This is a genomic window from Variovorax sp. HW608, assembly GCF_900090195.1.
Taxonomy (GTDB): Bacteria; Pseudomonadota; Gammaproteobacteria; order Burkholderiales; family Burkholderiaceae_C; genus Variovorax.
On record NZ_LT607803.1, the window covers coordinates 5,654,636 to 5,681,269 of the forward strand.

Annotated in this window: 25 protein-coding genes; 18 read left to right on the top strand and 7 right to left on the bottom strand. The window is 65.7% G+C overall.

Annotated features, from left to right (window positions below; genetic code table 11):
* The first annotated feature begins 3 nt into the window (after positions 1-3).
* From bamA to VAR608DRAFT_RS26805, 13 genes are all read left to right on the top strand, one after another.
* Positions 4-2,424, top strand: coding sequence for an outer membrane protein assembly factor BamA (gene bamA, locus VAR608DRAFT_RS26745; protein WP_088956824.1), 2,421 nt, complete (start codon positions 4-6; stop codon positions 2,422-2,424).
* Positions 2,424-2,954: an OmpH family outer membrane protein gene (locus tag VAR608DRAFT_RS26750; protein ID WP_088956825.1), complete on the top strand. Its 531-nt coding sequence runs from the start codon at positions 2,424-2,426 to the stop codon at positions 2,952-2,954. The genes bamA and VAR608DRAFT_RS26750 overlap by 1 nt, the downstream gene beginning before the upstream one ends.
* A 14-nt stretch (positions 2,955-2,968) precedes the next feature.
* Entirely contained in the window at positions 2,969-3,955 is a 987-nt protein-coding gene (gene lpxD / locus VAR608DRAFT_RS26755) for a UDP-3-O-(3-hydroxymyristoyl)glucosamine N-acyltransferase (RefSeq protein WP_088956826.1), read from the top strand.
* Positions 3,952-4,395, top strand: a complete 444-nt coding sequence (gene fabZ, locus VAR608DRAFT_RS26760) for a 3-hydroxyacyl-ACP dehydratase FabZ (protein WP_088956827.1) — start codon at positions 3,952-3,954, stop codon at positions 4,393-4,395. The genes lpxD and fabZ overlap by 4 nt, the downstream gene beginning before the upstream one ends.
* Positions 4,396-4,408: 13 nt before the next feature.
* On the top strand, positions 4,409-5,197 hold the full coding sequence (gene lpxA, locus VAR608DRAFT_RS26765; protein ID WP_088956828.1) for an acyl-ACP--UDP-N-acetylglucosamine O-acyltransferase: 789 nt from the start codon (positions 4,409-4,411) through the stop codon (positions 5,195-5,197).
* 5 nt (positions 5,198-5,202) lie between these two features.
* On the top strand, positions 5,203-6,357 hold the full coding sequence (gene lpxB, locus VAR608DRAFT_RS26770; protein ID WP_172843902.1) for a lipid-A-disaccharide synthase: 1,155 nt from the start codon (positions 5,203-5,205) through the stop codon (positions 6,355-6,357).
* On the top strand, positions 6,329-7,030 hold the full coding sequence (gene rnhB / locus VAR608DRAFT_RS26775) for a ribonuclease HII (RefSeq protein ID WP_088956829.1): 702 nt from the start codon (positions 6,329-6,331) through the stop codon (positions 7,028-7,030). Before lpxB ends, rnhB begins: the two co-directional genes overlap by 29 nt.
* A complete protein-coding gene (locus VAR608DRAFT_RS26780; protein WP_088956830.1) occupies positions 7,027-7,803 on the top strand; it encodes a TrmH family RNA methyltransferase in 777 nt (258 codons plus the stop codon). Before rnhB ends, VAR608DRAFT_RS26780 begins: the two co-directional genes overlap by 4 nt.
* A gap of 137 nt (positions 7,804-7,940) precedes the next feature.
* Positions 7,941-9,125, top strand: a complete 1,185-nt coding sequence (gene carA, locus VAR608DRAFT_RS26785) for a glutamine-hydrolyzing carbamoyl-phosphate synthase small subunit (RefSeq protein ID WP_088958996.1) — start codon at positions 7,941-7,943, stop codon at positions 9,123-9,125.
* Complete coding sequence (carB, locus tag VAR608DRAFT_RS26790) at positions 9,118-12,345, top strand: carbamoyl-phosphate synthase large subunit (protein WP_088956831.1); 3,228 nt, start codon at positions 9,118-9,120, stop codon at positions 12,343-12,345. The genes carA and carB overlap by 8 nt, the downstream gene beginning before the upstream one ends.
* 17 nt (positions 12,346-12,362) lie before the next feature.
* Positions 12,363-13,232, top strand: a complete 870-nt coding sequence (locus tag VAR608DRAFT_RS26795; RefSeq protein ID WP_088956832.1) for a Kdo hydroxylase family protein — start codon at positions 12,363-12,365, stop codon at positions 13,230-13,232.
* A 65-nt stretch (positions 13,233-13,297) separates the two neighbouring features.
* Positions 13,298-13,774 carry a transcription elongation factor GreA gene (gene greA, locus VAR608DRAFT_RS26800; RefSeq protein WP_088956833.1) on the top strand — a complete coding sequence of 159 codons (477 nt, stop codon included), beginning with the start codon at positions 13,298-13,300 and terminating at the stop codon, positions 13,772-13,774.
* 16 nt (positions 13,775-13,790) lie between these two features.
* Positions 13,791-14,204, top strand: coding sequence for a DUF4149 domain-containing protein (locus VAR608DRAFT_RS26805; RefSeq protein WP_088956834.1), 414 nt, complete (start codon positions 13,791-13,793; stop codon positions 14,202-14,204).
* Between the two features lie 20 nt (positions 14,205-14,224).
* Here the strand turns inward: VAR608DRAFT_RS26805 and VAR608DRAFT_RS26810 are convergent, their stop codons facing one another.
* On the bottom strand, positions 14,225-14,989 hold the full coding sequence (locus tag VAR608DRAFT_RS26810; protein ID WP_088956835.1) for a glycosyltransferase: 765 nt from the start codon (positions 14,987-14,989) through the stop codon (positions 14,225-14,227).
* A gap of 2 nt (positions 14,990-14,991) precedes the next feature.
* Positions 14,992-15,471 carry a YhbY family RNA-binding protein gene (locus VAR608DRAFT_RS26815; protein ID WP_088956836.1) on the bottom strand — a complete coding sequence of 160 codons (480 nt, stop codon included), beginning with the start codon at positions 15,469-15,471 and terminating at the stop codon, positions 14,992-14,994.
* 19 nt (positions 15,472-15,490) lie between these two features.
* Between VAR608DRAFT_RS26815 and VAR608DRAFT_RS26820 the strand changes: the two genes are divergently transcribed.
* The 5 genes from VAR608DRAFT_RS26820 to VAR608DRAFT_RS26840 all read left to right on the top strand — a co-directional run bounded on the left by VAR608DRAFT_RS26820 (position 15,491) and on the right by VAR608DRAFT_RS26840 (position 20,984).
* Entirely contained in the window at positions 15,491-16,159 is a 669-nt protein-coding gene (locus tag VAR608DRAFT_RS26820; RefSeq protein ID WP_088956837.1) for an RlmE family RNA methyltransferase, read from the top strand.
* A gap of 167 nt (positions 16,160-16,326) precedes the next feature.
* Entirely contained in the window at positions 16,327-18,243 is a 1,917-nt protein-coding gene (gene ftsH / locus VAR608DRAFT_RS26825) for an ATP-dependent zinc metalloprotease FtsH (RefSeq protein WP_088956838.1), read from the top strand.
* A 61-nt stretch (positions 18,244-18,304) separates the two neighbouring features.
* Positions 18,305-19,150 (top strand): dihydropteroate synthase, encoded by an 846-nt coding sequence (gene folP / locus VAR608DRAFT_RS26830; protein WP_088956839.1) that lies wholly within the window; start codon positions 18,305-18,307, stop codon positions 19,148-19,150.
* Between the two features lie 11 nt (positions 19,151-19,161).
* Positions 19,162-20,496, top strand: coding sequence for a phosphoglucosamine mutase (gene glmM / locus VAR608DRAFT_RS26835; RefSeq protein WP_088956840.1), 1,335 nt, complete (start codon positions 19,162-19,164; stop codon positions 20,494-20,496).
* Positions 20,493-20,984, top strand: coding sequence for a GNAT family N-acetyltransferase (locus tag VAR608DRAFT_RS26840; protein WP_231972968.1), 492 nt, complete (start codon positions 20,493-20,495; stop codon positions 20,982-20,984). Before glmM ends, VAR608DRAFT_RS26840 begins: the two co-directional genes overlap by 4 nt.
* A gap of 53 nt (positions 20,985-21,037) precedes the next feature.
* On the opposite strand, the gene VAR608DRAFT_RS26845 is transcribed toward VAR608DRAFT_RS26840, so the two are convergent.
* Genes VAR608DRAFT_RS26845 through VAR608DRAFT_RS26865 form a run of 5 tightly spaced genes read right to left on the bottom strand, consistent with a single transcriptional unit; the run spans position 21,038 to position 26,521 of the window.
* Complete coding sequence (locus VAR608DRAFT_RS26845) at positions 21,038-22,309, bottom strand: acyl-CoA dehydrogenase family protein (RefSeq protein WP_088956841.1); 1,272 nt, start codon at positions 22,307-22,309, stop codon at positions 21,038-21,040.
* Between the two features lie 23 nt (positions 22,310-22,332).
* Positions 22,333-23,421, bottom strand: coding sequence for a phosphotransferase (locus VAR608DRAFT_RS26850; protein ID WP_088956842.1), 1,089 nt, complete (start codon positions 23,419-23,421; stop codon positions 22,333-22,335).
* An 11-nt stretch (positions 23,422-23,432) separates the two neighbouring features.
* A complete protein-coding gene (locus VAR608DRAFT_RS26855; RefSeq protein WP_088956843.1) occupies positions 23,433-24,152 on the bottom strand; it encodes a Crp/Fnr family transcriptional regulator in 720 nt (239 codons plus the stop codon).
* Between the two features lie 55 nt (positions 24,153-24,207).
* On the bottom strand, positions 24,208-24,987 hold the full coding sequence (locus VAR608DRAFT_RS26860) for an oxepin-CoA hydrolase, alternative type (protein ID WP_088956844.1): 780 nt from the start codon (positions 24,985-24,987) through the stop codon (positions 24,208-24,210).
* A gap of 13 nt (positions 24,988-25,000) precedes the next feature.
* Entirely contained in the window at positions 25,001-26,521 is a 1,521-nt protein-coding gene (locus VAR608DRAFT_RS26865) for a 3-hydroxyacyl-CoA dehydrogenase (RefSeq protein WP_088956845.1), read from the bottom strand.
* Positions 26,522-26,634: the final 113 nt, after the last annotated feature.

The following is a 26,634-nucleotide window of genomic DNA, read 5'->3' on the forward strand; positions in this document are numbered from 1 at the left end:
CAGATGAATAATTCATTCAGTCGCTTTCGCCTGCGCAGCGTTGCCGCAGTTGTGGCCAGCGCGATTGCCGCCACCGCGGCTTGGGCGGTCGAACCATTCACGGTTCGCGACATTCGGGTCGAAGGACTTCAGCGTGTGGAGCCTGGGACCATCTTCGCCTCGCTGCCCTTTCGCGTTGGCGATCAGTACAGCGACGAGCGTGGTTCCGCCGCCATCCGTGCGCTGTTCGATCTGGGTTTGTTCAAGGATGTGCGCATCGACGTCAACGGCGATGTGCTGGTCGTGATCGTGGAAGAGCGGCCGACCATCGCGGATGTCGATTTCGTCGGCACGAAGGAATTCGACAAGGCAGCGCTTCAGAAGGCGCTGCGCGAAGTGGGCCTGGCGGAAGGCCGGCCCTTCGACAAGGCGCTGGCCGATCGCGCCGAGCAGGAGCTCAAGCGCCAGTACGTGAGCCGCAGTCTCTACAACGCACAGGTCGTCACGACGGTCACGCCGATCGAGCGCAATCGGGTCAACCTGACCTTTACGGTGACCGAGGGTGAGCCCGCGCGCATCCGCGAAGTGCGCATCGTGGGCAACAAGGATTTCAGCGAGTCGACGCTGCTCAGCCTGTTCGATCAGGACAGCGGCGGCTGGCTGAGCTGGTACACCAAGTCCAACCAGTACTCGCGGGCCAAGCTCAACGCCGACCTCGAGACGCTGCGCTCCTATTACCTGACGCGCGGCTATCTCGAGTTCCACATCGATTCGACCCAGGTGGCCATTTCCCCGGACCGCCAGGATCTCTCCGTCACGGTGAACCTCACCGAAGGCCAGAAGTTCGTGGTCTCGGGTGTCAAGCTGTCCGGCAACTTCCTCGGCCGTGAAGACGAGTTCAAGTCGCTGGTGACGATCCAGCCGGGTGAGCCCTACAACGGCGAACAGGTCAACGAGACGATCAAGGCCTTCACCGACTATTTCGCTTCGTTCGGCTACGCCTTCGCCCACGTGCAGGCGGAGCCGGAGATCGACCGCGTCAACAACCGCGTCGCGCTGACCCTGAATGCCGACCCGGGCCGCCGCGTGTACGTCCGCCGCATCGCGATCGGTGGCAACAATCGCACCCGGGACGAAGTCATCCGCCGTGAATTCCGGCAGTTCGAAGCCTCCTGGTACGACGGCGACCGGATCAAGCTGTCCCGCGACCGCGTCGACCGCCTGGGCTTCTTCACCGAAGTCAATGTCGATACCCAGGAAGTGGCGGGCTCGCCGGATCAGGTCGACCTCATGATCAACGTGGCGGAGAAGCCGACGGGCTCGCTGCAACTGGGCGCCGGCTTCTCGACCGCAGACAAGGTCTCCCTGACCTTCGGCATCTCGCAGGAGAACGTCTTCGGCTCCGGCAACTACCTCGGCGTGCAGGTCAATACCAGCAAGTACAACCGCACGCTGTCGTTGACGACGGTCGATCCGTACTTCACGAAGGACGGGATTTCCCGCGCCATCAGCCTGTACAGCACCACGACCCGGCCGTACTACACGGTCGACGGCGACTACAAGCTGGTCAACGAGGGCGGCAACATTCGCTTCGGCGTGCCGTTCAGCGAGGTCGACACGGTCTACTTCGGCGCCGGCCTCGAGCGCTACCACTTCGACCCGGGCAGCAAGGTGGCTGCCTTGACGCCGCAGTCCTATCGCAACTACTTCGGTTGCACCACGGGTGCCGACGGCCTGGTGATCATCTGCCAGGACAACTCGGTCAATGGTATTCCGCTGACCGTCGGCTGGTCGCGGGACGACCGGGACAGTGCCCTGGTGCCGAGTCGCGGCCGCCTGCAACGCGCCAACCTCGAGGTCGGCGCGGGCGGGGACATGAAGTACTACAAGGCCAACTACCAGTACCAGCAGTTCTTCCCGCTCAGCAAGCAGTACACGTTCGCGATCAACGGCGAACTCGGCTATGCGGACGCCTATGGCAACAAGGCCTACCCGATCTTCAAGAACTTCTACGCCGGTGGCCTGGGTTCGGTGCGAGGCTTCGAGCAGAACTCGCTGGGTCCGCGCGACCAGCCGATCGCGGGCCAGACCGAGGGCGCCGCTTTGGGCGGCACCAAGAAGGCGATCTTCAACGCCGAGCTGAGCACACCGTTCCCCGGCGCCGGCAACGACCGCACGCTGCGCCTTTACGGTTTCTTCGACGCGGGTAACGTGTTTGCGGACCGGAATAGTTTCTCGACCGATGCGCAATGGGACGCCATCAGGAAGATTCGTGCCTCGGCCGGTTTGGGCATCAGCTGGGTTTCTCCGCTCGGACCATTGCGCCTGGCCTATGCGCTCCCGGTCAAGTATCAGAAAGCCGAGGGAAATCCGTTGGACCCGTCGACCTTCATCCCGGAGGATAGAATTCAGCGCTTGCAATTCCAGATCGGAACCTCCTTCTAATGACTGCTTTGCTCCGTGCCGCAGGTGCGCTGCTGCTTCCGGCCCTCATGGCCGTGGGAATGCCGGCGCACGCGCAGGAAACCTTCCGGATCGGGTTCGTCAATCCGGATCGCGTTTTGCGCGAGGCCCTTCCCGCAAAGGCGGCGCAGGCCAAACTGGAATCCGAGTTTCTCAAGCGTGAAAAGGACCTGACCGCGCAAGGCGAGGCACTCAAGGCCGCTTCGGAGAAGTTCGAGCGCGAGGCTCCCACGCTGTCCGAAACCCAGCGCATTGCCCGTCAGCGCGCGCTGGTCGAACAGGATCGGGACTTCCAGCGCCGCCGCCGCGAGTTCCAGGAAGACTTGAACGCGCGCAAGAACGAGGAGCTCCAGCAGGTCTACGAGCGCGCGAACCGCGTGGTCAAGCAGGTTGCCGAGGCCGAGAAGTACGACGCCATCCTGCAGGAGGCGATCTACATCAATCCCAAGCACGACATCACCGAGAAGGTGATCAAGGCGCTGAACGCAACAACTACCAACGGCGGCAAATAGCGCCGCATCTCGGTGTGGCAATCCGGCTAGGCGAAATCGTTGATGCGCTCGGGGGCGAGCTTGACGGCGATCGGGCGCTGTCCATCGAGCGGCTGGCGCCGCTGTCGACGGCGCAGCCCGACGCCATCAGCTTCCTGAGCCATCCCAAATACCGCAAGGAGCTTGCCGCCTCGAAGGCGGGGTGCGTCATCGTGGCGCCTTCCATGCGCGAAGCGGCGGCCGAGCGGGGTGCGTTCATCGTCGCGGCGGACCCCTACCTCTATTTCGCGCGGCTGACGCAGCTCTGGCGGAAGACCCATGCCAGGCCGGACGCCGTGCGAATCCACCCGACGGCCGTCATCGATCCCGACGCGACGATCGATCCGACCGCTCGCATCGGCGCGCTGTGCGTGATCGAGCGCGGCGCGCGCATCGGCGCGGAGACCGTCCTGAAGTCCCGGGTGACCGTGAGCGAGGATTGCATCATCGGCGAGCGCTGCCTTCTGCATCCGGGTGTCGTGATCGGCGCGGACGGATTCGGACTCGCGCCGCATGAAGGCGCCTGGGTCAAGATCGAGCAGCTCGGCGCAGTTCGCATCGGCAACGACGTGGAGATCGGCGCCAATACCTGCATCGACCGCGGTGCGCTCGAAGACACCGTGATCGAGGACGGCGTCAAGCTCGACAACCTGATCCAGATCGGCCACAACGTGCACATCGGCAAGCACACGGCCATGGCCGGCTGCGCCGCCGTAGCGGGAAGTGCCACGATCGGCGCCTACTGCACGATCGGAGGGCGCGCGGGCGTCCTCGGGCATCTGACCATCGCCGATCACGTGCACATCTCGTCGACCTCGCTGGTGACCCGATCCATCCACAAGCCGGGCCACTACACCGGCGTGTTTCCCATCGACGACAATGCCGCCTGGGAAAAGAATGCAGCCACGCTCAAGCAACTGCACAGTCTGCGCGAGCGCCTCAAGGCGCTGGAAAAACTGACGATGCAGGACAAGAAATCATGACGCTCGATATCCATCAAATCCTCAAGCTGCTTCCCCACCGCTACCCGTTCCTGCTTGTGGATCGCGTGATCGATATGGAGAAGGGCAAGCGCATCACGGCGATCAAGAACGTGACCATGAACGAGCCGTTCTTCAATGGCCATTTCCCGCACCGGCCGGTGATGCCGGGCGTGCTGATGCTCGAGGCGATGGCGCAGGCAGCGGCGCTGCTTTCGTTCCACTCGCTGGACATCGTTCCGGACGACAACACGATCTACTACTTCGCGGCGATCGACGGCGCGCGCTTCAAGCGTCCCGTCGAGCCCGGCGACCAGCTGAGGCTCGAAGTCGAGATCGAGCGCATGAAGGCCGGCATCTCGAAGTTCAAGGGCAAGGCGTCCGTCGGTGCCGAACTGGCGTGCGAGGCCACCCTGATGTGCGCCATGCGGCAGATCAATTGAGCCTGCGCCGCGCATGACTCTGATTCATCCCACGGCCATCGTCGACCCCGCCGCGCAACTGGACCCCACCGTCAGCGTCGGGCCCTACGCGGTGATCGGGCCGCACGTGCGCGTGGGTGCCGGCACCACGATCGGTGCGCACTGCGTGATCGAGGGCCGCACCACCATCGGCCGCGACAACCGGATATTCCAGTTCGCTTCCCTTGGCGCGATTCCGCAGGACAAGAAATACGCCGGCGAGCCGACCGAGCTCGTGATCGGCGATCGCAACACCATTCGCGAGTTCTGCACCTTCAATCTCGGCACCGCGCAGGACGCCGGCGTCACGCGCGTGGGCGACGACAACTGGATCATGGCGTACGTGCACATCGCGCACGATTGCCAGCTCGGCAGCCAGATCACCATGGCGAACAACGTGACCTTGGCCGGCCACGTCCACGTCGAGGACTGGGCGACCGTGGGCGGCCTCGCCGGCGTGCTCCAGCGCATGCGGATCGGCGCCCATACGATGGTCGGCTTCGCGAGCCACGTCAACAAGGATGTCCCGCCCTACATGGTGGTCGACGGCAGTCCGCTGGTCGTGCGTGGCGTCAATCTCGTCGGCCTCCGGCGCCGTGATTTCTCGGCCGAGCGCATCGCGGCCATCCGCGAGATGCACAAGTTGCTCTATCGCCAGGGCAAGACACTGGACGAAGCCCGCGAGGGCATCGCCGGGCTGGCCGCCGAGATGCCCCGCGCGGCGGAAGACATCGCCCGGATGGACGCTTTCCTGGGCAATGCCGTGAACGGCATCGCGCGCTGAACCCAATGTCGGTCGAAGCTGCAACGCGACAGTTCGCGCTGGTCGCAGGAGAAGCATCGGGCGATCTGCTGGCCGGGCTGCTGCTCGACGGCCTGCAGGCGCGCTGGCCCGAGCTGAAGGCGGTCGGGATCGGCGGCCCGCAGATGCTGTCGCGCGGCTTCGAAACCTGGTGGCCGCAGGAGAAGCTCGCGGTCCGCGGCTACATCGAAGTCCTGCGGCATTACGCCGAGATCGCCGGCATCCGCCGCCAGCTCAGGGCGCGCCTCCAGGGCGAGCGGCCGGACATCTTCATCGGCGTCGATGCGCCGGATTTCAACCTGGATCTCGAGGCCGGCCTGCGTGCCAGCGGCATCAAGACGGCGCACTTCGTCTGTCCCTCGATCTGGGCATGGCGTCCCGAACGCGTGGTGAAGCTGCGTGCCGCTGCCGATCACGTCCTTTGCATCTTTCCGTTCGAGCCCGAGCTGCTTGCCAAGCACGGCATCGCCGCCACCTACGTCGGTCACCCGCTGGCCAAGGTCATCCCGATGACGCCCGATCGCGCGTCGGCTCGCGCCTCGCTCGGGCTGGCGGCCGATGCCACCGTGGTGGCCTTGCTGCCAGGAAGCCGCCGCTCGGAGATCCGCCACATCGCGCCGCGGTTCTTTGCCTCCGCGGCGCTCATGCGCAAGGCCCGGCCGTCGTTGCAGTTCATCGTTCCGGTCCTGCCGACGCTGCGGGCGGAGATCGAGCAGTTGCTTGAGGCCAGCGGGATGGCGGGCCAGGTGACGCTGCTCCACGGTCAATCCCATGCGGTGCTGGCCGCCTGCGACGTGACCTTGATCGCGAGCGGCACCGCCACGCTCGAGGCGGCGCTCTTCAAGCGGCCGATGGTGATCTCCTATCACATGAATTCGCTGACCTGGAACCTGATCATGCGGCACAAGCAGCTTCAGCCCTGGGTCGGACTGCCCAACATCCTTGCAGGAGAGTTCGTCGTGCCCGAGGTGCTCCAGGAGCGTGCAACGCCGCAGGCCTTGGCCGAGGCGACGCTCGAATGGCTCGACGCACCCGACAGGGTTCACGCCTTGCAACAACGTTTTTGCGCCCTGCACAGCGAATTGCTGCGCGATACACCGACACTGTGCGCTGATGCGATCCAGAAAGTTCTTGAAGGCTGAGCAGGCCACGCTGGCCTGGGACGCGCCGGGCCTGGTGGCCGGCGTCGACGAAGCGGGGCGCGGCCCGCTGGCGGGCCCGGTCGTTGCCGCGGCGGTGATCCTCGACGATCAGCGCCCGATCCGCGGCCTGGCGGATTCGAAGACCCTGACCGCTCTGCAGCGCGAAAGGCTCAACGACCAGATCCTGGCCAGGGCCCTGTGCTGCTCGATCGCGCAGGCGAGCGTCGAGGAGATCGACACGCACAACATCCTGCAGGCGACGATGCTCGCGATGCGCAGGGCGGTCGAGGGCCTGCGGCTCAAGCCGGCCAAGGTGCTGGTGGACGGCAACCGGCTCCCGACGCTCGATGTGCTGGCGGAGGCCGTGGTCAAGGGCGATGCGCGCATCAAGGCGATCTCGGCCGCTTCGATCCTCGCGAAGGTCTACCGCGACCGGCTCTGCGAGCAGCTTCACGCGGAGTTTCCGCTCTACGGCTTTGCCGGCCACAAAGGTTACAGCACGCCGGAGCACCTCGAGGCGCTGGAACGGCACGGCGCGTGCGTGCATCACCGGCGATCGTTCAGTCCCGTGGCGGCGGTGCTGGCGCGCGATTCGGGCGGGGCGGCGGGCATCCAGGGGGTCGGCGCCATCGTGGTGGAGGCGACGGGTGCCCTGATCCGGATCGCGCCATGACGTCCGAGCCCAGCCACATCACGTCGCGCGACAACGCACTGCTCAAGGAACTGCGAAAGCTCTCGCACGAGCCCGGCGCCTACCGCAAGGCCGGCCGGGTCTGGCTCGAGGGCGATCATCTTTGCCGGGCGGCCCGCGAGCGGGGTGTTCGCGCCGCGGTCGCGGTGTTCACGGAATCGGTCTGGCCGGCGGCGCGGGCCGAGTGGTCCGGGGCGGCCGACAAGACCGTCGTCATCGCCGACGCGCTGATGGCTGGCGTCAGCGGACTCGAATCCCCGGCGCCGATGGGGTTCGTGCTCGATCTGCCGTCGCGTCCAGCGGTCGAATCGCATGCACCCAGCGTGGTTCTCGACCGCCTCCAGGACGCCGGAAACGTCGGCTCCATCCTCCGCAGTGCCGCGGCGTTCGGATTCAGGCAGGTGATCGCCCTGAAGGGCACCGCCGCGTTGTGGTCGCCGAAGGTGCTGCGCGCCGGCATGGGGGCGCATTTCGGCCTCCGGCTCATCGAGGGGGCGGAGATCGCCGCACTGGACGCCCTTTCGGTGCCTTTTGTGGCCACGAGCTCGCACCGCGGCGACTGGCTGCACCGGGCCGAATTGCCGTATCCGTGCGCCTGGCTCATGGGGCACGAGGGGCAGGGCGTTTCGGCCGAACTCGAGGCGCGGGCCGCGCGGCACATCCGGATTGCGCAGCCGGGCGGTGAAGAGTCGCTGAACGTGGCCGCCGCCGCCGCAATTTGCCTGCATGCCAGCGCCGCGCAGGCGAAGTCGTGACCCGGCGCCGGGTATAATCAAGGGCTTTCCCGAACATACCCCGCCCAGAGCGCACGCAAGCCAACTCCTCGACGAAAGTCGCGACCCGCGAGTCACATCTTGGGTTCGCTTTGGGCGTCATCCATCCGGAGATCCCAGTGCTTTTGTCTCTCAAGGGAAAATTCCCGCCCGCCATCCTGGCGCTTGCAGACGGCACGGTCTTTCTCGGCAACTCGATCGGCGCCACCGGCGTCACGACCGGCGAAGTGGTGTTCAACACCGCGATGACCGGTTACCAGGAAATCCTGACCGACCCGAGCTATTGCCAGCAGATCGTGACGCTCACGTATCCGCATATCGGCAACTACGGCGTCAACGAGGAAGACATCGAGGCCGACAAGATCCATGCCGCAGGCCTGATCATCAAGGACCTGCCGCGCGTCGCGTCGAACTTCCGCAAGACCGCCTCGCTGAACGAGTACCTCGTGCGCGGCAACACGGTCGCCATCGCCAACATCGATACCCGCAAGCTGACGCGCCATCTGCGCACCAAAGGTGCCCAGAATGGCTGCATCCTCGGCCTCGCCGATGGTGAGGCCGTCACCCAGGCACTGATCGACAAGGCCATCGCCGCCGCCAAGGCGGCGCCGAGCATGGCCGGGCTCGACCTGGCCAAGGTCGTGTCGGTCAAGGAAACCTACGAATGGACCCAGACCGAGTGGAAGCTCGGCTCGGGCTACGGCGTGCAGATCACGCCCCGCTTCCACGTCGTCGCGTTCGACTACGGCGTCAAGAAGAACATCCTGCGCATGATCGCCCAGCGTGGGGCGCGCATCACGGTCGTGCCGGCCCAGACGCCTGCGGCCGACGTGCTGAAGCTGCGTCCGGACGGCATCTTCCTGGCCAACGGCCCGGGCGATCCGGAGCCATGCGACTACGCCATCGAATCGACGCGCCAGCTCATCGAAACCGGCATTCCGGTGTTCGGCATCTGCCTCGGCCACCAGATCATGGCGTTGGCTTCGGGTGCGAAGACCTTCAAGATGAAGTTCGGCCACCACGGCGCGAACCATCCGGTGAAGGACCTCGACAACGGCCGCGTGAGCATCACCAGCCAGAACCACGGCTTCGCGGTCGACGAGAAGAGCCTGCCGGCGAACCTGCGACCGACGCACGTCAGCCTGTTCGACAACACGCTGCAGGGGCTCGCGCGCACCGACAAGCCGGCGTTCTGCTTCCAGGGCCATCCGGAGGCTTCGCCCGGCCCGCACGATATCGGTTACCTGTTCGACCGCTTCACGGCACTCATGCAAAGTCACAAAGAAGGACAGAAGAATGCCTAAGCGCACAGACCTCAAGAGCATCCTCATCATCGGCGCCGGCCCGATCATCATCGGTCAGGCTTGCGAGTTCGACTACTCCGGCGTGCAGGCCTGCAAGGCGCTGCGCGAGGAGGGCTACAAGGTCATCCTGATCAACAGCAACCCCGCGACGATCATGACCGACCCGGCCACGGCCGACGTCACCTACATCGAGCCGATCACCTGGCAGACGGTCGAGAAGATCATCGCCAAGGAGCGCCCCGACGCGATCCTGCCGACCATGGGCGGACAGACGGCGCTGAACTGCGCGCTCGACCTCTGGCGCAACGGCGTGCTCGACAAGTACAAGGTCGAGCTGATCGGCGCCACACCGGAAGCCATCGACAAGGCCGAAGACCGCCTGAAGTTCAAGGACGCGATGACCAAGATCGGTCTCGGCTCGGCGCGTTCGGGCATCGCGCACTCGATGGACGAGGCCTGGGCGGTGCAGAAGCACGTCGGCTTCCCGACCGTGATCCGCCCAAGCTTCACGCTCGGCGGCACGGGCGGCGGCATCGCCTACAACCCGGAAGAGTTCGAAGTCATCTGCAAGCGCGGCCTGGAAGCCTCGCCGACCAACGAACTGCTGATCGAGGAATCGCTGCTCGGCTGGAAAGAGTACGAGATGGAAGTCGTGCGCGACAAGGCCGACAACTGCATCATCGTCTGCTCGATCGAGAACCTCGACCCGATGGGCGTCCACACCGGCGACTCGATCACCGTCGCGCCGGCCCAGACGCTGACCGACAAGGAATACCAGATCATGCGCAACGCCTCGCTGGCGGTGCTGCGCGAGATCGGCGTCGACACCGGTGGCTCGAACGTCCAGTTCTCGGTCAATCCGAAGGACGGCCGCATGATCGTCATCGAGATGAATCCGCGTGTCTCGCGTTCGTCCGCACTGGCATCGAAGGCCACCGGCTTCCCGATCGCCAAGGTCGCGGCCAAGCTGGCGGTCGGCTACACGCTCGACGAACTGCGCAACGAGATCACCGGCGGCGCCACGCCGGCGAGCTTCGAGCCGAGCATCGACTACGTCGTCACCAAGATCCCGCGCTTCGCGTTCGAGAAATTCCCGCAGGCCGATTCGCGCCTGACGACGCAGATGAAGTCGGTCGGCGAAGTGATGGCCATGGGCCGTACCTTCCAGGAGTCGTTCCAGAAGGCGCTGCGCGGCCTCGAAGTCGGCGTCGACGGCCTCAACGAGAAGACGCAGGACCGCGAGGTCCTCGAAAAGGAACTCGGCGAGCCGGGTCCGGACCGCATCTGGTACGTCGGCGATGCCTTCGCGATGGGCCTGACCGTCGACGAGGTCCATGCGCTGACGAAGATCGATCCGTGGTTCCTCGTGCAGATCGAGGAGATCGTGAAGATCGAACTCGAACTCGAGACCAAGTCGCTCGACGACATCGACCGCGACACGCTGCTGGCGCTGAAGAAGAAGGGTTTCTCCGACCGCCGTCTCGCGAAGCAGCTCAAGACCACCGACACCGCGATCCGCGAGAAGCGCCGTGCCCTGGGCGTGCGTCCCGCCTTCAAGCGCGTCGACACCTGCGCCGCGGAGTTCGCCACCAACACGGCCTACATGTACTCGACCTACGAGGACGAGTGCGAAGCCGAGCCGACCAACAAGAAGAAGATCATGGTGCTCGGCGGCGGTCCCAACCGCATCGGCCAGGGCATCGAGTTCGACTATTGCTGCGTGCACGCGGCGCTTGCAATGCGCGAGGATGGCTACGAGACCATCATGGTCAACTGCAACCCCGAGACCGTCTCGACCGACTACGACACCAGCGACCGCCTCTACTTCGAGCCGCTGACGCTCGAAGACGTGCTCGAAATCGTCGACAAGGAAAAGCCGACCGGCGTGATCGTCCAGTACGGCGGCCAGACGCCGCTCAAGCTGGCGCTCGACCTCGAAGCCAACGGCGTGCCGATCATCGGCACCTCGCCCGACATGATCGATGCGGCCGAGGACCGCGAGCGCTTCCAGAAGCTGCTGCACGAGCTGAAGCTGCGCCAGCCGCCGAACGCCACCGCGCGCACCGAGTCGGAAGCGCTGGCAAAGGCTTCCGAGCTGGGCTACCCGCTGGTGGTGCGCCCGAGCTACGTGCTCGGCGGCCGCGCGATGGAAATCGTGCACGAGCAGCGCGACCTCGAGCGCTACATGCGAGAGGCCGTGAAGGTCAGCAACGATTCACCGGTGCTGCTCGACCGCTTCCTCAACGACGCGACCGAGTGCGACGTGGATTGCGTGCGCGATGCCGACGGCGCGACCCTGATCGGCGGCGTGATGGAGCACATCGAGCAGGCCGGCGTGCACTCGGGCGACTCCGCGTGCTCGCTGCCGCCCTACAGCCTGAAGGCCGAGACTGTCGCCGAACTCAAGCGCCAGAGTGCCGCCATGGCGAAGGCCTTGAACGTGGTCGGCCTGATGAACGTGCAGTTCGCGATCCAGGAAAAGGAAGGGCAGGACGTGATCTACGTCCTCGAAGTGAATCCGCGTGCTTCCCGCACCGTGCCCTACGTGAGCAAGGCGACCGGCATCCAGCTGGCGAAGGTCGCGGCGCGCTGCATGGCCGGCCAGACGCTGGCGTCGCAGGGCGTCACGAAGGAAGTCACGCCGCCTTACTTCAGCGTCAAGGAAGCGGTGTTCCCGTTCGTGAAGTTCCCGGGCGTGGACACCATCCTCGGCCCTGAAATGAAGTCGACCGGCGAAGTGATGGGCGTGGGCAAGACCTTCGGCGAAGCCTTCGTGAAGTCGCAGCTCGGCGCCGGTACGCACCTGCCGAAGTCCGGCCGGGTCTTCATCTCGGTGAAGAACAACGACAAGCCGCGCGCGGTGGAAGTGGCTCGCGGTCTCGCGGCACTGGGCTTCGAGCTCATCGCGACCAAGGGAACGGCGGCGGCAATCAGCGCGGCAGGCGTCGTCTGCGCGGTCGTCAACAAGGTGACCGAAGGGCGTCCGCACATCGTCGACATGATCAAGAACAACGAGATTGCGCTGGTCATCAACACGGTGGAAGAGCGCCGCAACGCGATCACCGACTCGCGCCAGATCCGTACCTCGGCGCTGCTGGCGCGCGTGACGACGTTCACGACCATCTTCGGCGCCGAAGCGGCTGTCGAAGGCATGCGTCACATGAACGAACTCGACGTGATCTCGGTGCAGGAAATGCATGCCCGGCTCGCGGCGGCGTAATTGCTGAAAGGCGCTCCATGGAATCGCAGCTCGTCGAACTCGATCTGGCCGACTGGAATGGCGCAGTGCCCAACGACGCATGGATCGCGGCGCTCGAGGCGGGCAAGGTCCTGTACTTTCCCCGGCTCGGGTTCGAAGTCCTGCCCGAGGAGCGGCCGCTGCTGTCCCCGCAGGTGCTGTCGCCGAAGGTCCGCAACATCAGCCTGGATGCGCAGGGGCGCCTGAAAGGCGTCGAAGGGGACGAGGCGCGCCAGCAGGCGGTGGCGGCCATGGTCGGCCGCTTTCGTGCGCAGGCGCAGCAGTTGATCCATGGTCTCCTGCCGCACTACACGCCGGCGCTGCGTCTGGCGCCGACCAGCTTCAGGCCGACGCAGGTGGAGACTCGCGTGCAGTCGTGGCGGGCGGATGACCGCCGTCTGCATGTCGATGCCTTTCCTTCGCGGCCCAACTACGGCGAGCGCATTCTTCGCGTCTTCACCAACGCCAATCCGGACGGTGCGCCGCGGGTCTGGCGCGTCGGCGAACCGTTCGAGGCGGTCGCGCGACGCTTCCTGCCGCGCGCCAAGCCGTACTCGCGCCTGCAGGCGCGGCTGTTGCGTGCCCTTCGGGTGACGAAGTCGCTGCGCAGCGAATACGACCATCTCATGCTGCAACTGCACGACGGCATGAAGTCGGACCTCGAGTACCAGAAGAACTCCGAACAGCAGACCGTGCCGTTTCCGGCCGGTTCCGTGTGGGTCTGCTTCTCGGACCAGACTTCGCACGCGGTCATGTCGGGCCAGTACATGCTCGAGCAGACGCTGCATCTGCCGGCTGCGAGGCAATACAATCCCGAATCGAGCCCGCTCGCCATCCTGAGCCGGCTGACCGGACGCAAGCTCGTCTGATCATTTCTCTCCCATCGACCGCCGAACGGCAGCGTTCGGCGGTTTCGCTTTCTGGAGCAAAACTAGTGGCCACCATTCCGATTACCAAGCGCGGTGCCGAGAAGCTGCGCCAAGAGCTGCAAAAGCTCAAGACGGTCGACCGACCGGGCGTCATCAACTCGATCGCGGAAGCGCGTGCGCAGGGCGATATCAGCGAAAACGCCGAGTACGAGGCGGCCAAGGACCGTCAGGGCTTCATCGAGGGCCGCATCCAGGACATCGAGGGCAAGCTGTCGGCGGCCCAGATCATCGACCCGGCGCAGCTCGATGCCGGCGGCAAGGTCGTCTTCGGCTCGACGGTCGAGCTCGAGGACGAGAACTCCGGTGAAGCCGTCCGCTACCAGATCGTCGGCGAAGACGAAGCGGACCTGAAGCTGGGCCTCATCAACGTATCGAGCCCGATCGCCCGCGCACTGATCGGCAAGGAAGAAGGCGATACCGCGGAGGTCCAGGCCCCCGGCGGCCTGAAGCGCTACGAGATCGTGGCGGTCAGCTACGTCTGAGATGCCAGCGAGCCGGATGAAAGACCGGATCGCGCTCATGCTCGCCGCCTTCTGGTGGGGCAGCCTGACGACGATCGGCTTTCTGGTGGTGCCGATGCTCTTCGCCCGGCTCGGCAATCCCGCCGTCGCGGGCAATGTCGCGGGCCAGTTGTTCGCGGCGCAGACCTGGGTGGCACTGGGGTGCGGACTGGTGCTGCTGCTTTATTTCCGGTCGCGGGCCGATGACCGGTCGACGGATTCCGAGCGGGTCGCCGTCATCCTGATCGTGACCGCCCTGTTGCTCGCACTGCTCCAGCAATACGCCGTCGCGCCGCACATCCTCGCGCGCGAGAACCTCAGGCTCTGGCACTCGCTCGGCAGCGGCATGTATCTCGGCCAGTGGGTGTGTGCCGGCGCCTTGCTGTGGCGCATGGGCCGCCTGCGCAACTGAACCCCGCCGGCGCCCGTCGCTCAGGTCTGCCAGAACCGCGTGATCCAGCGCGCCGGCCGGATGAACCTGAAGCGCCGGTTGCGCCGGCCCGCCAGCGCATCCGGCGGATTGCATTCCCCGTGGAACACCATGATCTTTGCGCCTTCCGGCACGAAGGGTTCCTTCCAGTAGTTCGTCGGCCAGGTCGGGATGCCGTGGTACTTGAAGCTCGGGCACCAGGCTTCGGGCCAGTAGGCGAGGGTGCCCTTGCGATGCATGAAATCGGACAGGTAGGTCTGCTCGTTGCGAAACTCCGCCTGCACCTTGTCCATGTTCTGGCGGAAGTACGCCAGAACGTCCGGATGGGCACCGATTTCGAAACGGTAGACCGAGGAGTTCCCGGTGATTCGCCGCCGCCGCCATGGGCGCTCGTAGTCGTGAATGATCAGGAACTCGCCCGGGTACTCGAAGAATTCGTCCAGGCTGCCGACGATCACGACGTCGAGATCGATGAAGAGCGCGGTGCCGCGCAAACCGTGAAGATCCTGCTCGAAGGTCGTCAGCTTCTTCCAGGCGCGGTCGACCTGCCCGGGGGCCAGTTCGAGATCGAGCGGCGGGATCGGAAAGCATTCGACTTCGTGGCGAATCCCCGCGCTGTTGTCGGTCAGGCAAACGAACTTGAAGTCGCCCTTGAGGTGCCTGCGCACCATCGCGTAGAGGCGATTGACGTACTCGGGGCCGTACTTGGTGCCCCACTTCATGCAGAGGATGTGGCGCTGCGCGCCCGCCGCGGTCTTGGTGGGCATCCTCAATCCGCCTGCCGCCGCTTCTTGACCGACAGGGGCTTGCGAGCCTTGGCGCGCTTGACGTTCCCGCCGGAGGTCAGGCGCTGGTTGCCGAGCACGCGCAGCGTCTTGATCTCGGGCCGCTGGCCGCCGCGCTTGCTGTACTTGATGACCTTGACGTCGCGCGGACCGGGCATGCGGTCTTCATCGAGGGTCCGTTCCTTTTCGGGAATGGGGCGCCACAGGACGAGCAGCTTGCCGATGTGCTGGATGGGCGCGGCGTTCAGGTCGTCCGCCAGCGTCTGGAGCATGGCTTCGCGTGCAGCCCGGTCATCGGAAAACACGCGCACCTTGATCAGGCCGTGGGCCTTCAGCGCGGCATCGGCCTCCTTCTTGACGGCCGGGGTCAGACCGTCGCCGCCGATCATGACGATCGGGTCGAGGTGGTGCGCTTCGGCGCGATGCACCTTGCGCTGCGCAGGGGTAAGTTGAATGGCGGGCATCCCCGTATTATCGATGTCAATGAATCCCAAACCGAAAGCGAAGAAGGTCAACCGGGCGTGGTTGCACGACCACGTGAACGACCCGTATGTGAAGCTGGCCACCAAGGAAGGCTACCGGGCGCGCGCCGCCTACAAGCTGAAGGAAATCGACGAAAGCTTGAGCCTGATCAAGCCCGGCCATCTGGTGGTCGACCTGGGCTCTTCGCCGGGCGCATGGAGCCAGTACGTCCGCCGGAGACTCTCGCCGGACGGGGCCGCCGTTGGCGAGCTCGCGGGCACCATCATCGCGCTGGACATCCTGCCGATGGAGCCGATCGAAGGCGTGACCTTCCTGCAGGGCGACTTTCGCGAAGCCGATGTGCTGGAGCGGCTGTCGGCGGCGATGGCCGGCCGGAAGGCCGACCTGGTGGTGTCGGACATGGCGCCCAATCTCTCCGGCATCGCTTCTGCCGACGCGGCGCGGGTGGCGCATCTCATCGAGCTCGCGATCGACTTTGCCCGCCACCACCTGAAACCCGAAGGGGCGCTGGTGGCCAAGCTGTTCCATGGCAGCGGCTACAACGAGTTGAGCCGGCTCTTCAAGGACAACTTCCGCGTCGTCAAACCATTCAAACCCAAGGCATCGCGCGACAAATCGGCAGAAACTTTCATGGTCGGCCTCGGGCTCAAGTCTTCCGATACGAATTGATACCGGTTTCCACATGCACGATTTCTCCTCAAGACCGCTCGCACCCTATGGCTGCTATAGGGAAATCAGGCGGTTTTTCGGGTTGAAAAGCCTAAAATGGGTGCCAATTACGTGCCCACGGTGCGTTTTTTGATTTCAGTGCTACGCGCTATCGACTGGAGCTTCGTTTGAACAATCAGTGGTTTTCCAAAGTTGCCGTATGGCTCGTCATCGCGATGGTGTTGTTCACTGTGTTCAAGCAGTTCGACACCCGCGGCGTTGCCGGCGCAGGCAACATCGGCTATTCGGACTTCCTCGAGGAAGTGCGAAACAACCGCATCAAGAGCGCCACGATCCAGGAAGGCCAGGGTGGCAGCGAGATCGTCGCGGTCACCACGGACGACCGCAAGATCCGAACGACCGCCACCTACCTCGACCGGGGCCTCGTCGGCGACCTGATCGCCAACAACGTCAAGTTCGACGTCAAGCCGCGCGAGGAAGGCTCGCTGCTGATGACCCTGCTGGTGAGCTGGGGGCCGATGCTGCTGCTGATCGGCGTCTGGGTCTACTTCATGCGACAGATGCAGGGCGGCGGCAAGGGCGGGGCTTTCAGCTTCGGCAAGAGCAAGGCCCGCATGCTCGACGAGAACAACAACCAGGTGACCTTCGCCGATGTCGCGGGCTGCGACGAGGCCAAGGAGGAAGTCAAGGAAGTCGTCGACTTCCTGAAGGACCCGGCCAAGTTCCAGAAGCTCGGCGGCCGCATTCCGCGCGGGCTGCTGCTGGTCGGCCCGCCGGGCACCGGCAAGACGCTGCTGGCCAAGAGCATCGCCGGCGAAGCCAAGGTGCCTTTCTTCTCCATCTCCGGTTCCGACTTCGTCGAGATGTTCGTCGGCGTGGGCGCAGCCCGTGTCCGCGACATGTTCGAGAACGCGAAGAAGAACGCCCCCTGCATCATCTTCATCGACGAAATCGACGCGGTCGGCCGCCAGCGCGGTGCCGGCCTCGGCGGCGGCAACGATGAGCGCGAGCAGACGCTCAACCAGATGCTGGTCGAGATGGACGGTTTCGAAACCAACCTCGGCGTGATCGTGGTCGCGGCGACTAACCGTCCCGACATCCTGGACGCCGCCTTGCTGCGCCCGGGCCGATTCGACCGCCAGGTCTACGTGACGCTGCCGGACATCCGTGGCCGCGAGCAGATCCTCAATGTCCACATGCGCAAGGTGCCGCTGGGCCAGGACGTCAACGCCAGCATCATCGCGCGCGGCACGCCCGGCATGTCGGGCGCCGATCTGGCCAACCTCTGCAACGAAGCCGCGCTCATGGCCGCACGCCGCAATGCCCGCGTGGTGGAAATGCAGGACTTCGAGAAGGCCAAGGACAAGATCTTCATGGGCCCCGAGCGCAAGAGCATGGTCATGCCCGAGGAAGAGCGCCGCAACACGGCCTACCACGAGGCCGGCCATGCGCTCATCGGCAAGCTGCTGCCCAAGTGCGACCCGGTCCACAAGGTCACGATCATCCCGCGCGGCCGCGCGCTGGGCGTGACCATGAGCCTGCCGGCGCAGGACCGCTACAGCTACGACCGCGAGTACATGCTGAACCAGATCAGCATGCTCTTCGGCGGCCGGATCGCCGAAGAAGTGTTCATGCACCAGATGACCACCGGCGCCAGCAACGACTTCGAGCGCGCGACCCAGATCGCCCGCGACATGGTGATGCGCTACGGCATGACCGAATCGCTCGGTCCGATGGTCTACGCGGAGAACGAAGGCGAGGTCTTCCTCGGCCGCTCGGTCACCAAGACCACGAACATGAGCGAGTCGACCATGCAGAAGGTCGACGCGGAAGTGCGCCGCATCATCGACGAGCAATATGCCCTGGCGCGCCGGCTGATCGAGGAGAACAGCGACAAGATGCACGCCATGGCAAAGGCGCTGCTCGAATGGGAAACCATCGACACCGAACAGCTCGACGACATCATGGCCGGGCGCGCGCCGCGACCGCCCAAGGACTGGACGCCGCGCGTCCCGCCGTCGGGCAGCGGTGGCAGTGGCGGCACGCCGGCGGTGAATCCCGATCCGACGCCGACCGCAGCCTGAGCGTGACAGAGCTTTGGCGATCAACGGGGCCCCTGGCCCCGTTTTTTCATGGGGACGCGGCATGACGGCGGTCTGGCAAACCACGCGCTTCGCGATCGATCTCGGGCGCCCGCAGGTGATGGGCATCGTCAATGTCACGCCGGATTCGTTCTCGGACGGCGGCGCCCATGCCTCGACCGAGGCGGCCCTCCGTCATTGCGAGCAACTCATGGGCGAGGGTGCAGACATCCTGGACATCGGCGGCGAGTCGACCCGGCCGGGCAGTCCCGCGGTGCCCCTGGAGGAGGAGCTGGCGCGCGTCGTGCCGGTCGTGCGCGAAGCGGTGAAGCTGCGCGTGCCGGTCTCGGTCGACACCTACAAGCCCGAAGTGATGCGCGCGGTGCTGGAGCTCGGTGCGGACATCGTCAACGACATCTGGGCCCTGCGGCGACCCGGCGCGCTGGAGGTGGTCTGCGCGCACCCGGCATGTGGGGTTTGCCTGATGCACATGCACCGCGATCCACAGACCATGCAGGTGGCGCCGATGAGCGGGGACGTGGTCCCCGCGGTGCGCGAATTCCTCGAGGCGCAGGCCAGGGCGATGAGGGCCCGGGGCGTGCAGGCGGAACGCATCGTCCTCGACCCCGGCATCGGGTTCGGCAAGACCGTCCAGCAGAATTTCGCGCTGCTCGCGCGACAGGGCGAATTGCTGGCATCGGGCCTGCCGCTTCTGGCCGGCTGGTCGCGCAAGTCCTCGCTGGGTGCGGTCAGCGGCATCGAATCGGCGGCTGAGCGCATGGTGCCGAGCGTGGCCGCCGCGGTGCTGGCCGTGGAGAAGGGGGCGGCGATCGTTCGCGTGCACGATGTGCGCGAGACCGTCGCAGCGCTCGCCGTCTGGCGAGCGATGAACAGAGAACGACAGCGATAGGATGCAGAGCGATGACTAGACAGTATTTCGGCACCGACGGTATTCGCGGCACCGTCGGGCAGGCGCCGATCACCCCCGATTTCGTGTTGCGGCTGGCGCACGCGGTGGGTCGCGTGCTCAAGCAGTCCGAGTCGCGGCCGACGGTCCTGATCGGCAAGGACACGCGCATCTCGGGCTACATGCTCGAATCGGCGCTGGAGTCGGGCTTCAACTCGGCCGGCGTGGACGTGGTGCTGCTCGGCCCGTTGCCGACGCCGGGCGTGGCCTATCTCACGCGCGCGCAGCGTGCGAGCCTCGGCGTGGTGATCAGCGCCAGCCACAACGCCTATCCGGACAACGGCATCAAGTTCTTCAGCGCGCACGGCACCAAGCTCAGCGACGAATGGGAACTGGCGGTGGAAGCCGCCTTGAAGGAAGAGCCCGTGTGGGTCGACTCCCGCAATCTGGGCAAGGCGCGGCGGCTCAACGACGCGCCGGGGCGCTACATCGAGTTCTGCAAGAGCACCTTTGCCAACGACCTGACGCTCAGGGGCCACAAACTGGTGGTCGACGCGGCGCATGGCGCGGCCTATCAGGTCGCACCCGCCGTCTTCCACGAACTGGGCGCCGAAGTGACCAGCATCGGCTGCGCGCCCGACGGCCTGAACATCAACAAGGGCTTCGGCGCGACGCACCCGCAGGCGCTCATCGAAGCGGTCAAGGTGCAGGGTGCCGACTACGGCATCGCGCTCGACGGCGATGCTGATCGCCTGCAGCTCGTGGATGCGAGCGGGCGCCTCTTCAACGGCGACGAACTGGTCTACCTGATGGCGATGGAGCGCGTTGCGCGCGGCGAGAAGCCCGCCGGCGTGGTCGGCACCTTGATGACCAACAAGGCGGTCGAGATGGCGCTGAAGGCGCAGGGCATCGAATTCGTGCGCGCCCGCGTGGGCGACCGTTACGTGCTCGAGGAACTCGACAAGCGCAACTGGCTGCTCGGCGGCGAAGGCTCGGGCCATCTGCTGGCGCTGGACCGCCATACGACGGGCGATGGCATCGTCAGCGCGCTGCAGGTGCTGCAGGCCTGCGTGCGCAGCGGCCGGACGGTGGCCGAGCTGCTCGGCGGCGTGAAGCTCTATCCGCAGACGCTGATCAACGTGCGCCTCACCGGGGATCAGGACTGGAAATCCAACCGGACGCTCGCGAACGAGATCGAACGGGTCGAGGCCGAGCTCGGCGACGCGGGTCGCGTGCTGATCCGGGCCAGCGGCACCGAGCCCTTGCTGCGCGTCATGGTCGAGGCCAAGGACGCTGCACAGTCCGAGGCCTGCGCCAGGCGGCTGGTTGCGGCCGTGGAGGCTGGGTGAACCGAGCCGTGATCGACGTCCGCCTCGCCGACTATCGCAATGCCGCGCACGCACGCGCTCTCGTGGCGCTGCTGGATGCCTATGCCCGCGATCCCGCCGGCGGCGGCACGCCGCTCGAACCCCATGTGCTGGCAGGCCTGCCGGAAGCGCTGGCGGCCAGGCCGCAGGCGTTCACGGTGCTCGCCTATGACGGCGAGCAGCCGGTCGGGCTGGTCAACTGCATCGAGGGCTTCTCGACCTTCGCCTGCAAGCCGCTGGTCAATGTGCACGACGTGGTGGTGCTCCAAAGCCATCGCGGCCAGCGAGTGACGCAGCGCATGCTGGCCCGTGTCGAGCAGGAGGCGCGTGCGCGTGGCGCCTGCAAGCTGACGCTGGAGGTGCTGTCGGGCAACCAGAGCGCGCTGCGCGCCTACGAGCGCGAGGGCTTCGCGAACTACCAGCTCGACCCCGCCTTCGGCTCGGCGATGTTCCTTCAGAAGAAGCTGTAAAAAAAAGCCGCCGGCACTTCGCAGTGCGGCGGCCCTGATTGTGAAGGCTGCGCTCAGAAGCGCGTGACCGGCATCGTGTCGTCTGTCTTGCCGGTGCCGTACTTGCCCAGTTCCCACTTGGCGATCGCGTTGCGGTGCACCTCGTCCGGACCGTCCGCAAAGCGCAGCGTGCGTGCGCCGGCATAGGCGTAGGCGAGCGGGAAGTCGTCGCACATGCCACCGCCGCCATGGGCCTGCATGGCCCAGTCGATCACCTGGCAGGCCATGCTCGGCGCCACCACCTTGATCATCGCGATCTCGGTCTTCGCCACCTTGTTGCCGGCGACGTCCATGAGCCACGCGGCCTTGAGCGTGAGCAGGCGTGCCATGTCGATCTTGCAGCGGGCCTCGGCGATGCGTTCCTGCGTCACCGTCTGCGATGCCACCGTCTTGCCGAAGGCGACGCGCGACGAGGCGCGCTTGCACATCAGCTCGAGCGCGCGCTCGGCCAGGCCGATCAGTCGCATGCAGTGATGGATGCGGCCCGGGCCGAGGCGCCCTTGGGCGATCTCGAAGCCGCGGCCTTCGCCGAGCAGGATGTTGCCGGCCGGCACGCGCACGTTCTCGAAGTACATCTCGACGTGGCCGTGCGGTGCGTCGTCGTAACCCATCACGTTGAGCGGACGCACGATGCGGATGCCCTTGGTGTCCGCCGGCACGATGATCATGCTCTGCTGCGAATGCTTGGGCGCCTCGGGATCCGTCTTGCCCATGGTGATGAACACCTTGCAGCGCGGATCGGCTGCACCGGAGATCCACCACTTGCGGCCATTGATGACGTATTCGTCGCCCTGGCGTTCGATGCGCGTCGAGATGTTGGTCGCATCGCTCGATGCGACTTCGGGCTCGGTCATCGCGAAGGCGGAGCGGATCTCGCCTTCGAGCAGCGGCTTGAGCCAGCGCGCCTTGATCTCCTCGGAGCCGTAGCGCGCGATGGTTTCCATGTTGCCGGTGTCGGGCGCCGAGCAGTTGAACGCTTCGCTGGCCCATGGCACGCGGCCCATGATCTCGGCGAGCGGTGCGTATTCCTGGTTGGTCAGGCCGGCGCCGTCATAGCCGGATGCGGCCGCGCTGTCGACCGGCAGGAACAGGTTCCAGAGGCCCTGGGCCTTCGCCTTGGCCTTGACCTTTTCCACCACGTTGAGTGCGCTCCAGCGCTTGCCCGCGGCGGTGTTGGCCGCCAGTTCGGCCGCGTACTCGGCTTCAGCCGGGTAGATGTTGTCTTCCATGAAGGCCGTGACGCGCTTCTGCAAGTCTTTGGTTTTCGCCGAGTATTCGAAGTCCATTTCGTCTCCTGTGGGGTAAAGGGTCAGGCCCGTTGGGCGAACTGCCACGCCATTTCAGCCATCGGCCGTGCGCCGCGACCGGAGGCCACCGCCTGCTCACTCGAAGCGGTACCGGCCTCGACCCGCTTGGCAATGCCCTGCAGGATCGCAGCCATGCGAAACAGGTTGTAGGCCTGGTAGAAGTTCCAGTCGGGCGCCAGCGCCTCGGGCGTCGTGATGCCGGTGCGCTCGCAGTACTTGCGGATGTATTCGCTCTCGGTGGGGATGCCGAGGCTCTTGAGGTCTAGGCCGCCGATGCCGCGGAACGCGCCCGGCGGAATGTGCCACGACATGCAGTGGTAGCTGAAGTCCGCGAGCGGATGGCCGAGCGTCGAAAGCTCCCAGTCGAGCACCGCGATCGCGCGCGGCTCGGTGGCATGGAACATCAGGTTGTCGAGCCGGAAGTCGCCGTGGACGATCGAAGTCATCTTCTCGTCGCGCGCGCTCGCCGGGATGTGCGCCGGCAGCCATTCCATCAGCCGGTCCATCTCGGGGATCGGTTGCGTGATCGAGGCGACGTACTGCTTGCTCCAGCGGCCGATCTGCCGCTCGAAATAGTTGCCGGGCTTGCCGTAGTCGGCGAGGCCGCGTTCGGCGAACTTCACCGTGTGCAGGGCGGCGATCACACGGTTCATCTCGTCGTAGATCGCGCTGCGTTCGGCGTTGCTCATGCCGGGCAGGGACTGGTCCCACAGCACGCGGCCCTGCATGAACTCCATGACGTAGAAGGCGCGGCCGATGACGGATTCGTCCTCGCAGAGGCAATACATCCGCGGCACCGGCACGTCGGTGCCGGCCAGGCCGCTCATCACCTTGAACTCGCGCTCCACCGCGTGCGCCGAAGGCAGCAGCTTGGCGACCGGGCCCGGCTTGGCGCGCATCACGTAGCTCTGCGTGGGCGTCACCAGCTTGTAGGTCGGGTTGGACTGCCCGCCCTTGAACATCTCGACCGTCAGCGGGCCCTTGAAGCCGACCAGGTTCTTTTCGAGCCAGGCGGTGAGCGCGCGGACGTCGAACTGGTGCTGCGGGGAGACGGCACGCGTGCCGACGAATTTGTCGAAGTCCTGGGTCATGTCTCTGAGATTTATTGATCGGATTCCGAAATGCGCATCAGCGCCGCGCGGTCGAGCACCACCAGTCCGCCCGGTTCGATGCGGATCGCTTCCTCGCGCTCCATCGCCTTGAGTTCCTGGTTGACCCGCTGGCGCGAGGCTCCCAGCAACTGCGCGAGTTCCTCCTGCGCGAGGTGCAGCCCGATCCGCATCTGGCTGCCATCCGCGAGGTTCGGCACGCCGTAGCTGCGCACCAGATGGATGAGCTGCTTCGCCAGCCGCGCGCGCAGGGGCAGGGTGTTCAGATCCTCGACCAGGCCGAAGAGCTGCCGGATGCGGCGTGCCTGCAGCCGCATCAGCGCTTCGTAGAGCTCGACGTGATTCGCGAGGATCTTCTGGAAGTCCGCGCGCGCCACGCAAAGAATCGTGGAGTCCCCATGCGCGTACGCATCGTGCGTGCGCCTGTCCCCATCGAACATCGCCACGTCGCCGAACCAGATGCCCGGCTCCACGTAGGTCAGCGTCACCTGCTTGCCCGACACCGCGGTCGAGCTCACGCGGACCGCGCCCTTGGCGCAGGCGATCCACTGCTCGGGCGGATCGCCGCGCGCGCAGATCAGATCGCCGTCCTTGTATCGCTTGACGAATGCACATCGGAGGATGTCGTGGCGCAGTGATGGAGAGAGAGAAGAAAACCAGCGACCACTATTGATCGCTTCACGTTCTTCGATGGTAAGAATCGGGTCGTCCATGGACTGTCCTGTCGGTGACTGAAATGCCTGGGGTTGTCACGGGGGCGACGGCACGCTATTCGTAGCGCGGCGTCTCCTTGGAAAGGAAGGCCGCAATGCCGATGCCGGCATTGGCGTGATGCAGGTTGCGCACGAAGTGATCGCGCTCCTGCGTCAGATGCGAGACGAGCGACGCGCCGCGCGCCTCGCCGAGCAGTTCCTTGATGCTGGCCATCGAATTCGGTGCGCGCGCGTTGATCTTTGCCGCCAGTGCGAGCGCGCCCGCGAGCGCCTGTCCGTTCTCGGTGAGTTCGTTGACGAGGCCCAGCGCATGCAGGCGCGCGGGCTCGATCCGCTCGCCCAGCATGAGCCATTCGCTCGCGAGCTGCCGCGGCAGGGCGCGCGCCAGATGCCAGCTCAGGCCGCCGTCCGGCGAGAGCGCGACATTGCTGTATGAAGCCGCAAAGACCGCGTCGCGTGCCGACACCACGAAGTCGCAGGCCATCGCGAGCGAAAAGCCGGCGCCGGCCGCTGCGCCTTCGACCGCGGCAATGACGGGCTTCGGGAAAGTCCGGATGGTGTCGATCCAGGTGTGCAGCGCCTCGATGCTTTCGGCCTGCACCGACGGATCGAGCGCGCGGTTGGCCTGCAGCCGCTGCAGCGAACCGCCGGCGCAGAACCATTTGCCTTCGCCGACCATGACGACGCTGCGGATCTCGGCGTTGTTCTCGGCGCCGTTGAAGGCCTCGATGCCGGCCGCATACATCTCGGGGCCGAGCGCATTGCGCTGCGACGGATTGGACAGGGTCAGCACCATGGTGCTGCCTTCGGTGGTGCTCTTGAGCTCTGCGGTCATGGTTGTCGTCTCTTTACTCTTCTTGATGGGTGAGGCTCAGGCCGAGCGCGCCGCGACGGCGCAGCCAGGGGCTCGGGCGGTAGCGGGGATCGCCATACACGGTCTGGAGGTTGAACAGGATTTCCAGCATGTTCGTCGGGCCGTAGAGATCGCCCATGGCCAGCGGCCCCCGCGGGTAGCCGAGGCCGAGCCGTACCGCCAGGTCCAGGTCGGCCGGCGTGCAGACGCCTTGCTGGCACATGTCGCAGGCGATGTTGACGATCGTCGCGACGACGCGCTGCGTGACGAAGCCGCCGCTGTCGCGGATCACGCTGACCGCCTTGCCGTCGCGCGCGAACAGCGCGTGGGCCGCATCGCGGATGTCGCGGCGCGTGGCCGGGTTGGTGGCGAGCACGCGCCGCCTGGTGGCGGCATCGTCGACCATCATGTCGATGCCGATAGTGCGGGTGGCGTCGAGCCGGTCGACCGCCGCGACGGTCGTGACGTCGAAGCCCAGCGGCGCGACCAGGATCAGCGCGGCGGGCGAGGGCGCCGCGCCGCTTTCGAGCTGCGCACCGAGCGCATGCACCAGCTTCAGCAGTTCGGGGCGCCGTGCCGCGCGCGGCGATACCCAGACCGGCGGCATCGTGTCGACCGAAGGCACCGGCGGTTCCGCCACCTGCTGCATCGCGCCGTCGGGATAGCGGTAGAAGCCCTCGCCGCTCTTGCGGCCCAGGGCGCCGGCCGCGAGGCGCTGCGCCGTGATCACGCTGGGGCGATAGCGCGGCTCCTCGTAGTACTGGCGGTAGATGGACTCCATCACCGGATGGGAGACGTCGAGCGCGGTGAGATCGAGCAGTTCGAACGGCCCGAGCCGGAAGCCGGCCTGGTCCTTGAGGATGCGGTCGATGGTGGCGAAGTCGGCCACGCTTTCTCCGGCGATGCGCAGCGCCTCGGTGCCATAGCCGCGGCCGGCGTGATTGACGATGAACCCGGGCGTGTCCTTGGCCTGCACCGGGCTGTGGCCCATCTGCGTGGCGTAGCCGGCGAGCTTGCGGCAGATCTCGGGATCGGTCTTGAAGCCCGCCACCACCTCCACGACTTTCATCAGCGGAACCGGATTGAAGAAGTGGAAGCCGGCCATGCGTTCCGGATGTTCGAGCGCCGTGGCGATCGCGGTCACCGAAAGCGACGAGGTGTTGCTCACCAGCGTTGCCGATGGCGAGACCACCGCCTCGATCTCGCGCAGCAGCTTTCGCTTGACCTCGATGTCCTCGACGATCGCCTCGATCACCAGGTCGCAACCGGCGAGGTCCTGCATCGAGCCGACGGCCCGTACGCGGCCTGAAAGCGCCTCGAGCTGCGCTGCGTCGAGCTTGCCTTTCTCCTGCAGCTTGCGCCACTGGGCGAGGATCGCGTCGCGCCCCCGCTCGGCGGCTCCTTCGAAGCTGTCGAGCATCAGCACCTGGCTTCCGGCCTGCGCTGCGATCTGGGCGATGCCGCGCCCCATGGCGCCCGCACCGATCACGGCGGTATTGGAAAAGTTCACGGTCATTTGATAATTGTCTCTCGGTGAATGAGGGGGGCTGACCCCCATGTCAGAATGCGCTAACTTTTGATTGCTTTTTGCATTCCATTTTGCAACTCCCACGCTTTGCGGCAGGCCTG

Coding starts and splice junctions, on each gene's coding strand:
- bamA (WP_088956824.1), top strand. CDS start 4: ATGAATAATTCATTCAGTCGCTTTCGCCTGCGCAGCGTTGCCGCAGTT.
- VAR608DRAFT_RS26750 (WP_088956825.1), top strand. CDS start 2,424: ATGACTGCTTTGCTCCGTGCCGCAGGTGCGCTGCTGCTTCCGGCCCTC.
- fabZ (WP_088956827.1), top strand. CDS start 3,952: ATGACGCTCGATATCCATCAAATCCTCAAGCTGCTTCCCCACCGCTAC.
- lpxA (WP_088956828.1), top strand. CDS start 4,409: ATGACTCTGATTCATCCCACGGCCATCGTCGACCCCGCCGCGCAACTG.
- lpxB (WP_172843902.1), top strand. CDS start 5,203: ATGTCGGTCGAAGCTGCAACGCGACAGTTCGCGCTGGTCGCAGGAGAA.
- rnhB (WP_088956829.1), top strand. CDS start 6,329: ATGCGATCCAGAAAGTTCTTGAAGGCTGAGCAGGCCACGCTGGCCTGG.
- VAR608DRAFT_RS26780 (WP_088956830.1), top strand. CDS start 7,027: ATGACGTCCGAGCCCAGCCACATCACGTCGCGCGACAACGCACTGCTC.
- carB (WP_088956831.1), top strand. CDS start 9,118: ATGCCTAAGCGCACAGACCTCAAGAGCATCCTCATCATCGGCGCCGGC.
- VAR608DRAFT_RS26795 (WP_088956832.1), top strand. CDS start 12,363: ATGGAATCGCAGCTCGTCGAACTCGATCTGGCCGACTGGAATGGCGCA.
- VAR608DRAFT_RS26805 (WP_088956834.1), top strand. CDS start 13,791: ATGAAAGACCGGATCGCGCTCATGCTCGCCGCCTTCTGGTGGGGCAGC.
- VAR608DRAFT_RS26810 (WP_088956835.1), bottom strand. CDS start 14,989: ATGCCCACCAAGACCGCGGCGGGCGCGCAGCGCCACATCCTCTGCATG.
- VAR608DRAFT_RS26815 (WP_088956836.1), bottom strand. CDS start 15,471: ATGCCCGCCATTCAACTTACCCCTGCGCAGCGCAAGGTGCATCGCGCC.
- VAR608DRAFT_RS26820 (WP_088956837.1), top strand. CDS start 15,491: ATGAATCCCAAACCGAAAGCGAAGAAGGTCAACCGGGCGTGGTTGCAC.
- folP (WP_088956839.1), top strand. CDS start 18,305: ATGACGGCGGTCTGGCAAACCACGCGCTTCGCGATCGATCTCGGGCGC.
- glmM (WP_088956840.1), top strand. CDS start 19,162: ATGACTAGACAGTATTTCGGCACCGACGGTATTCGCGGCACCGTCGGG.
- VAR608DRAFT_RS26845 (WP_088956841.1), bottom strand. CDS start 22,309: ATGGACTTCGAATACTCGGCGAAAACCAAAGACTTGCAGAAGCGCGTC.
- VAR608DRAFT_RS26850 (WP_088956842.1), bottom strand. CDS start 23,421: ATGACCCAGGACTTCGACAAATTCGTCGGCACGCGTGCCGTCTCCCCG.
- VAR608DRAFT_RS26855 (WP_088956843.1), bottom strand. CDS start 24,152: ATGGACGACCCGATTCTTACCATCGAAGAACGTGAAGCGATCAATAGT.
- VAR608DRAFT_RS26860 (WP_088956844.1), bottom strand. CDS start 24,987: ATGACCGCAGAGCTCAAGAGCACCACCGAAGGCAGCACCATGGTGCTG.
- VAR608DRAFT_RS26865 (WP_088956845.1), bottom strand. CDS start 26,521: ATGACCGTGAACTTTTCCAATACCGCCGTGATCGGTGCGGGCGCCATG.